The sequence below is a fragment of the Desertihabitans aurantiacus genome (assembly GCF_003344635.1).
GTDB classification, from domain to species: Bacteria; Actinomycetota; Actinomycetes; order Propionibacteriales; family Propionibacteriaceae; genus Desertihabitans; species Desertihabitans aurantiacus.
On the sequence record NZ_QPKK01000198.1, the window covers coordinates 1 to 7255 of the forward strand.

The following is a 7255-nucleotide window of genomic DNA, read 5'->3' on the forward strand; positions in this document are numbered from 1 at the left end:
GCCTGGTCTGGGTGGCCGTCGGCCGGCTCACCGACACCCCGCAGTCCGCGCCGGTCGCGGTGGCCGCTCTCGTCGCCGCCGTACTCGCGCTGGGCGCCGTCGCCTGGGTCCGGCTGCGGCGGGGCGCCGGGACGTCCACGCCGGCCACCGCCTGACCACTCCGGGGCGCGACCCAGCCCCCGCATCAGCGAGGCGGCTCGCCTGTCGGCGCCCCGCTCGGTGGCGTGCCACCCGGACCGCCCGCGCCGCCCATCCCGCCGCCGGTCGGCTCGGTGCTGGTGTCGACCCCGACGGTGAGCCGGGCCAGGTAGCCCGAGGTGACGTCGCCGGTCACCGCGGGCAGCTGGGTCTCCCCGCCGTCGTCGCCGAAGATGCCGTCGGAGTCCAGGCTGACCGCGGCCAGGTTGCTGACCGACTGCTCGTAGCCCGGTTCGGCGTAGACGGCCGTGCAGACGTCCTCCGGCAGCGCCAGCTGGGACGTCGCGACCGCGGTGGTGCTGTCGGTGATGTCGGCCTCGGCGGCGTAGACCTCGAAGTGCACGTGGGGCCACCGGCCGGCGTAGCAGGCGGGGACGATGCTGGTGAACCGCACCAGCCCGTCGGCGTCGGCCACCTGCACCCCGCGCAGGTAGTTCTCGTCCTCGATGCCCTCGCTGTACATCGAGTAGCGGCCCTCGCGGTCGCAGTGCCAGACGTAGACCGCCGCGCCGGCGAAGGGCACCCCGCCGCCCGCGAGGTCGAGGACGGTCAGCTCCAGCTCCATCGGCACGCCCTCGGCCGTCCCGGTCGACTCGTCGAAGCTGGAGCGCAGGTCGCTGCGGACGATCCCGCTCTGCTCCAGCACGTCCGGGCCGTTCGAGCCGTCACCGGGGTAGGGGCCGGCGGTCTCGTCGGGGATCTCGGTGGTGCCGCCCGTGGTCGCCGCGGCCGTGCCGCCGGTCGCGTTCGCGCTCACCCCGCAGGCCGCCAGCCCCAGCACCGACAGCCCGCCGCCCAGGGCGGCGAGCAGTCGACGCCGGTCGACCAGGGTGACGACGTCGAAGCCCAGGCCCTGGTCGACCACCTCCTCCCCGGGTCGGGGGAGCGGGCGTCCTTCGTAGCTGGGCCGGTCGGTCATCGGGTCCTCCTCGGTGGGTTGGTGCTCCCACTGTGCGGAGGGACCCGGTGCGTCCGGTGGGCCGCGGCTGTGCGGTCCCTGTGAGGGTCAGGCCCGGTTGAGCGCGGTCAGCTCGTCCGGGGTCAGCTCGAGGTCGGCGGCCGTGGCGGAGTCGCGGATCGACTCCGGCCGCTTGGCGCCGGGGATCGGGATGACCACCGGCGACTGGGCCAGCTCCCAGGCCAGCGCCACCTGCTGCGCGCTCACCCCGCGGGCCTCGGCGACCTGCTGGAACGCCGGGTGCTTGGTGGCGAGCTCCTTGGCGTCGGACAGCCCACCCAGCGGGCTCCACGGCAGGAAGGCCAGCCCCAGCTCGGTGCAGACCTCGATCTCGGGCTCGCTGCTGCGGAACTTCGGGCTGTACTGGTTCTGCACGCTCACCAGCGCATCGCCCAGCGCCTCCTTCGCGGCGCGGATCTGGCCGGGGTCGACGTTGGACAGCCCGATCATCCGCACCTTCCCCGTCGCCGCGATCTCACCGAGGATGCCGATGGTCTCGGCGTAGTCGCGCTGCGGGTCCGGCCGGTGGTGCTGCCACAGCGCGATCTGCTCCACCCCGAGCCGCTGCAGGCTGTCGTCGACGGCGCGGTGCAGGTGCTCCGGGGAGCTGTCCTGCGCCCAGCCGCCGCCGTCGGTGCGCAGGCACCCGCCCTTGGTGGCCAGGAACACCCGGTCACGGACGCCCAGCTCGTCGAGGATCGAGGCGATCAGCTTCTCGTTCTCGCCCTGGGCCGCCGCGCCCAGCTCCTGGCCGGGCCCGTAGGCGTCGGCGGTGTCGAAGAGGGTGACCCCGGCGTCCAGCGCGGCCCGGACGGTCTGGATCAGCTGCTCGCGGGGTTGGTGACCGGTCTGGTCGAAGGTCATCAGGCCGAGCCCGATGGCCCCGACCTCGACGCGGCCGACGGTGTCGTTGCCGATTGCACGTGTCTGCATGTCCCGACCCTACGAGCGGGATCCGCGGGCGCCGCGTCGGGTGTCAGGAGAGGCTGACGTCGGCGATCCCCGGCCGCCCGGACTCCACGGTCACCACCGAGCGGGTCCGCACCGGCGCGTCCGGCACGGTGACGGCCTCGCACACGCGGTACTCGCACTCGAGCTTCTCCCCGTCCACCCGCACCACCTGGTAGCCGCGCTGGCGGTTGTGGAACCTCATGTGCGGGTTCTCGGCCAGCCAGACCCGGCCGAGGTCGTCGGTGTCCACGCCGTCGCCGGCCGAGGTGATCGAGGTGCCGAGCAGCTCGGCGCCGACGGTGGGCGAGGAGTCGTCGGTGAAGTCGAGCTTGAGGTCGGCGGCGACGCTGCGGTGGGCGTCCCCGGTCACCATCACGAAGTTGTCGACGCCACGGCGGTGCAGCTGGTCGAACAGCCGCTGGCGGGCCGCGGCGTAGCTGTCCCAGGTGCCGCGGCTGTAGCTCTCGGCGGGACCGGCCAGGTGGTCGGCCTCGAAGGCGAACACCTGGTTGCCCAGCACGTTCCAACGGGCCGGTGAGGTGGACAGCCCGTTCAGCAGCCAGCCCTCCTGCCGGACGCCGAGCATGGTGCGCCGGGGGTCCCAGCGGCGGTCGAGCACCGCCTGGTCCCCGCCCAGGATCGTCTCGCTGCGGAATCGGCGGGTGTCGAGCATGCTCAGCTGCATCGTCCGGCCGAACGTGAGCCGCCGGTAGATGCTCATCTCGGGCCCCTCGGGCATCGACGTGCGCCGCAGCGGCAGGTTCTCCCAGTAGGCCTGGTAGGCCGCGGCGCGGCGCTGGCGGAAGACCGCCGGGTCCTGGTCGGGCTCGGTGTCGGGCTGGGAGATGTCACCGGCCCAGTCGTTCTCGACCTCGTGGTCGTCCGGGGCGACCGCCCACGGCGCGAGCGCGTGCGCCGCCTGCAGGTGCGGGTCGGCCTTGTACTGGCCGTAGCGCTGCCGGTAGTCGTCGAGCGTGGTGGTCTCCCGGGCGGGTCGGTGCTGTCGGTTGAGGGCTGCGTTGCGCCCACCGCCCTCGTAGATGTAGTCGCCCAGGTGCACCACGAGGTCGAGGTCCTGCCGGGCCATGTCGGCGTAGGCCGTGAAGTAGCCCTCGATGAAGTTCTGGCAGCTGGCGAACGCGAAGGCGACGGCGCTGGTGGCCTGCGGCGACGGCGCGGTCACGGCTCGTCCGACCGGGCTGAGCTCGCCGCCGGCCCGGAAGCGGTACCAATACTCCCGGCCCGGTTGCAGGCCGGTCACCTCGGCGTGGACCGAGTAGGCGTGCCGGCTGGTGGCGAGCTCGGTGCCGCGACGGACCACCGTGGCCAGCTGCGGGTCGAGGGCCACCTCCCAGCCGACCTCGACCGTCGTCTCGGGCATCCCCGCGAGCCCGTCCCCGCCCTTGGGCTCGGGAGCCAGCCGCGTCCACAGCACGAACCCGTCGGGCCACGGGTCGCCGGAGGCGACACCGAGGCCGAAGAGGTCTGCAGGCAGCGTCGGCCCGACCACGGGGCGCCGGTCGCGGGCCACCGCTGGCACCGCCACCGCGCCCCCGGCGACCCCGGCGGCCGCACCCGCCACCAGGAGGTGCCGGCGGCTGAGGACGGGACCAGCCGGCTCGGGCCGGGTGGGCTGCGGGCTGCGGGTCGGTGTCATGGCGGGTCCTCCGGTCGGGTACGTGGGCGTGGCGGTCACGGGGCGGTGCGGCTCAGGAGAGGGAGACGTCGGCGATCCCGGGACGGCCGGACTCGACCGTCACCACAGACCGGGTCCGCACCGGCGCCCCGGGGACGGTGACGGAGTCGCAGACCCGGTACTCGCACTCGAGGGTGTCCTGGTCCAGCCGGACCACCTGGTAGCCCCGCTGCTTGTTGTGGAACTTCATGTGCGGGTTCTCCGTCAGCCACACCTTGCCGAGGTCGTCCTGGTCCGACCCGTTCCCGCCGGAGGTGATGGAGGTGCCGAGGAACTCGGTGCCGACGGTGGGCGAGGACGGGTCGGAGAAGTCCAGCTTGAGGTCGGCGGCGACGCTGCGGTGGGCGTCCCCGGTCACCATGACGAAGTTCTCGACGCCGCGGCGGTGCAGCTGGTCGAACAGCCGCTGCCGGGCGGCGGCGTAGCTGTCCCAGGTGTCACCGGAGTAGCGCACCTCCGGTCCGGCCTCGTGGTCGGCCTCGAAGCAGAACACCTGGTTGCCGAGCACGTTCCAGCGCGCCCGGGAGCTGTCCAGGCCGTTGAGCAGCCAGCCCTCCTGGCGACGTCCGAGCATGGTGCGGCGGGGGTCCCACCGGCCGTCCAGGACGGCCTGGTCGCCGCCCTCGATCTGGTCGTCGCGGTAGCGGCGGGTGTCGAGCATGCTGAGCGAGAGCAGCCGCCCGAAGGTGAGCCGGCGGTAGATGTCCATCTCCGGGCCCTGCGGCAGCGAGGAGCGGCGCAGCGGCATGTTCTCCCAGTAGGCCTGGTAGGCGGCGGCGCGGCGCTGGCGGAACACCGCCGGGTCCTGGTCGGGCTCGGTGTCGATCTGGGAGATGTCGCCGGCCCAGTTGTTCTCGACCTCGTGGTCGTCCGGGGCGACGACCCAGGGGGCGTGGGCGTGCGCGGCCTGCAGGTCGGCGTCGGCCTTGTACTGGCTGTAGCGCAGCCGGTAGTCGGCCAGCGTGAAGGTCTCCTTGCGCGAGGTGTGCGCCCGGCCGAGGTTGTCCTGGGTGCCGGCGCCCTCGTAGATGTAGTCGCCGAGGTGGACGACCAGGTCGAGGTCCTGGCGGGCCAGGTCGGCGTAGGCGTTGAAGTAGCCCTCGGGGAAGTTCTGGCAGCTGGCGAAGGCGAAGGCCATCGCGGCCACCTCGGCGTCCGGCGCCGGGGCGGTGACCGCGCGTCCGACCGGGCTGAGCTCGCCGTTGGCGCGGAAGCGGTACCAGTACTCCCGGGCCGGCTCCAGCCCGGTCACCTCGGCGTGCACCGAGTGGTTGCCGGCCAGCTGCGCGGTCTCGGCGCCGCGCCGGACGACCCGGCTCATCGCCTCGTCGGTGGCGACCTCCCACTCGACCTCCACGGCGGTGTCGGGCATCCCGCCCAGGCCGTCGGCGGCCAGCGGCTCGGGGGCCAGCCGGGTCCACAGCACGAACCCGTCGGGCCACGGGTCGCCGGAGGCGATACCGAGAGCGAACAACCCGGAGGCCAGCCGCGGGGCGACCACCGGACGCCGGTCGCGGGCCAGTGCGGGCACGCCCACCCCGGCGAGGCCGGCGCCGCCGACGGCTCCGGCGGCGAGCAGGCCACGGCGGCTGATCGGGGTGCGGCTGACGGGGCTCAGGGCAGGGTGGGACACGAGGGCTCCTCCGGGGGTGGGATGTGCTCGGACCATCCCACGCGCTGCCCCGGGCCGGTGGCAAGACCCCCGGCCGGGGTTCACCGAGGCTTCACGACGAGGTCACCCCGAGCCCGCGGCCCTCGGCGGCCCAGGGGCCGAGCAGCCGCCCGGTCGTCCGCTAGCCCGTCGGGGCGTCACCCTTCAGGATGCCGGTGTGCACCAGCTCCTCGGCCACTGACCTGAGCTTGGTGTTGGTCTGCTGGGAGGTCCGGGTGAGCACGTTGAAGGCCTGGTCCGCCGAGATCTTGTACCGCTCCATGAGGATGCCCTTGGCCTGCTCGATGGTGGCGCGGGAGAGCATCGCCGTCCGCATCTCCTCCAGCTCCTGGAGCGTCTGGGCCGTGCCTTCGGCGTTGCCGACAGCGACCGCAACCCAGGCGGCGACCTCCTGACCCAGGGCGAGGTCGAGGTCGCTGTAGGCGCGCGGCCTGAGGGCGTAGGTGTTCACCACCCCGATCGTGATCCCCTGGAAGGGCAGCGGGATCGAGAGCGAGGCTCCGACACCGTGGGCAGCAGCGTGGCGGCAGTAGTCGGGCCAGCGCTGCTCGTCGGCCATGTCCTCGATCAGGAAGGCCTGCCCGGCGCGTGCAGCGTCCAGGCAGGGACCGTACCCACGCTGGTACTGCAGCTCGTCGGCCTCCAGGGCCAGCTGCCCCACGTGGGCGGCGGTGAACGCGTTCTCCCCGCGGATCAAGGTGATGGACGCGGCGTCGGTGTCGGGCATCGCCTCACGGGCGATGCCGACGATCTCGGTCAGCACATCGCCCAGCGGGCGGTCCACGAGGATGACCTGACCGAGCGAAGCGTGCAACCTGTTGACTGGCATGCGGCCTTCCGTCCGACGTTCGACTCACGCCGCCCGAGGGCTCAGCGTGGTAGGCGACGACTGCCGCTCATCGCGGCATCCTACGGTGCCGAGCGACGTGCTCACCACAGCGCGGTGTGCTCCTCCATCACCCCGACGCCGCCGGTCAGCTGCAGCCCGCCGGGCAGCGTCCCGGTGTAGGTGCCGAAGGGCTGGCGGTAGGCCGAGCGGACCACGAACAGGTCGGTGGTGCTGGCCCGCTCGGCCTCGGCGCTGAAACGGAGCGTGCCGCCCTCGGCGAGGTGCACCGCCGACAGGTCGGGTTCGAAGCGCACCGGTCCGAGGGGCTGCGGGACGCCGTCCAGCCAGAGCGTGTTCTCGATGTGGGGGAGGGTGTCGTTGAGGCCCACGATGAGGTTCCAGGACGCCTGCCGCCCGTCGGTCAGCCGCCCGGTACCGCCGGACCACCACCACCGGGTGAGCCGCGGGTGGTAGCCGGCGTTGTCGTCGATCAGCGCCACCCCGTCGACGGCGAGCTCGCGGCCGTCCAGCCGGATCCGTCCGTGCCCGCGGACCACCTGCTTGCGCGTCCAGGTCCAGCAGCGCCCGACCGTGGTGACCACCTCGACCGCGGTCCGCGGGTCCTCCGCCAGCACCAGGTCGAGCTCGGCCCGGCGGGCGGCGTCGCGGACGCGGACCCGGCCGGGGGAGACGTCGACCCGCCCGGCGAGCAGGCGGGTGTGCTCGGTCATCCGTCCCTCGGCGCGGTGCCACACACCCCAGAACTCCTGGCGCAGCGGCCCGACGGTGACGCTGGCCGCGCAGACCGAGACGTCCTCGCTCCAGAGGCCGACGTAGCGCCAGGTCTTGCGCAGCCGCAGCCCCCGCAGCACCGGCGCGCGGGCTGGGGGGAGGGGGAGGTGGGACGGACGTCCGGTGCCGTCCCCGCGGTAGGCCACCGGTGGCGGCGCG

The 7255-nt window shown here is 73.6% G+C and carries 6 protein-coding genes; all 6 read right to left on the reverse strand.

The features are described from left to right. Positions 1-184 precede the first annotated feature (184 nt). Positions 185-1117, reverse strand: coding sequence for an intradiol ring-cleavage dioxygenase (locus DVA66_RS14630; protein ID WP_114560748.1), 933 nt, complete (start codon positions 1115-1117; stop codon positions 185-187). Positions 1118-1204: 87 nt separating this feature from the next. Next, a complete protein-coding gene (locus tag DVA66_RS14635; RefSeq protein WP_114560749.1) occupies positions 1205-2089 on the reverse strand; it encodes an aldo/keto reductase in 885 nt (294 codons plus the stop codon). A 43-nt stretch (positions 2090-2132) separates the two neighbouring features. Continuing rightward, the gene (locus DVA66_RS14640) at positions 2133-3764 is read right to left on the reverse strand and encodes an alkaline phosphatase D family protein (RefSeq protein ID WP_114560750.1); all 1632 of its coding nucleotides are present in this window, start codon (positions 3762-3764) and stop codon (positions 2133-2135) included. Between the two features lie 52 nt (positions 3765-3816). Next, positions 3817-5436: an alkaline phosphatase D family protein gene (locus tag DVA66_RS14645; protein ID WP_232821973.1), complete on the reverse strand. Its 1620-nt coding sequence runs from the start codon at positions 5434-5436 to the stop codon at positions 3817-3819. Positions 5437-5596: 160 nt separating this feature from the next. After that, positions 5597-6259: a GAF and ANTAR domain-containing protein gene (locus DVA66_RS14650; protein WP_198671787.1), complete on the reverse strand. Its 663-nt coding sequence runs from the start codon at positions 6257-6259 to the stop codon at positions 5597-5599. 146 nt (positions 6260-6405) lie between these two features. Continuing rightward, the coding region (locus DVA66_RS14655) for a DUF2804 family protein (RefSeq protein ID WP_157974022.1) at positions 6406-7255 on the reverse strand (850 nt) is incomplete at its 5' end.

Coding starts and splice junctions, on each gene's coding strand:
- DVA66_RS14630 (WP_114560748.1), bottom strand. CDS start 1,117: ATGACCGACCGGCCCAGCTACGAAGGACGCCCGCTCCCCCGACCCGGG.
- DVA66_RS14635 (WP_114560749.1), bottom strand. CDS start 2,089: ATGCAGACACGTGCAATCGGCAACGACACCGTCGGCCGCGTCGAGGTC.
- DVA66_RS14640 (WP_114560750.1), bottom strand. CDS start 3,764: ATGACACCGACCCGCAGCCCGCAGCCCACCCGGCCCGAGCCGGCTGGT.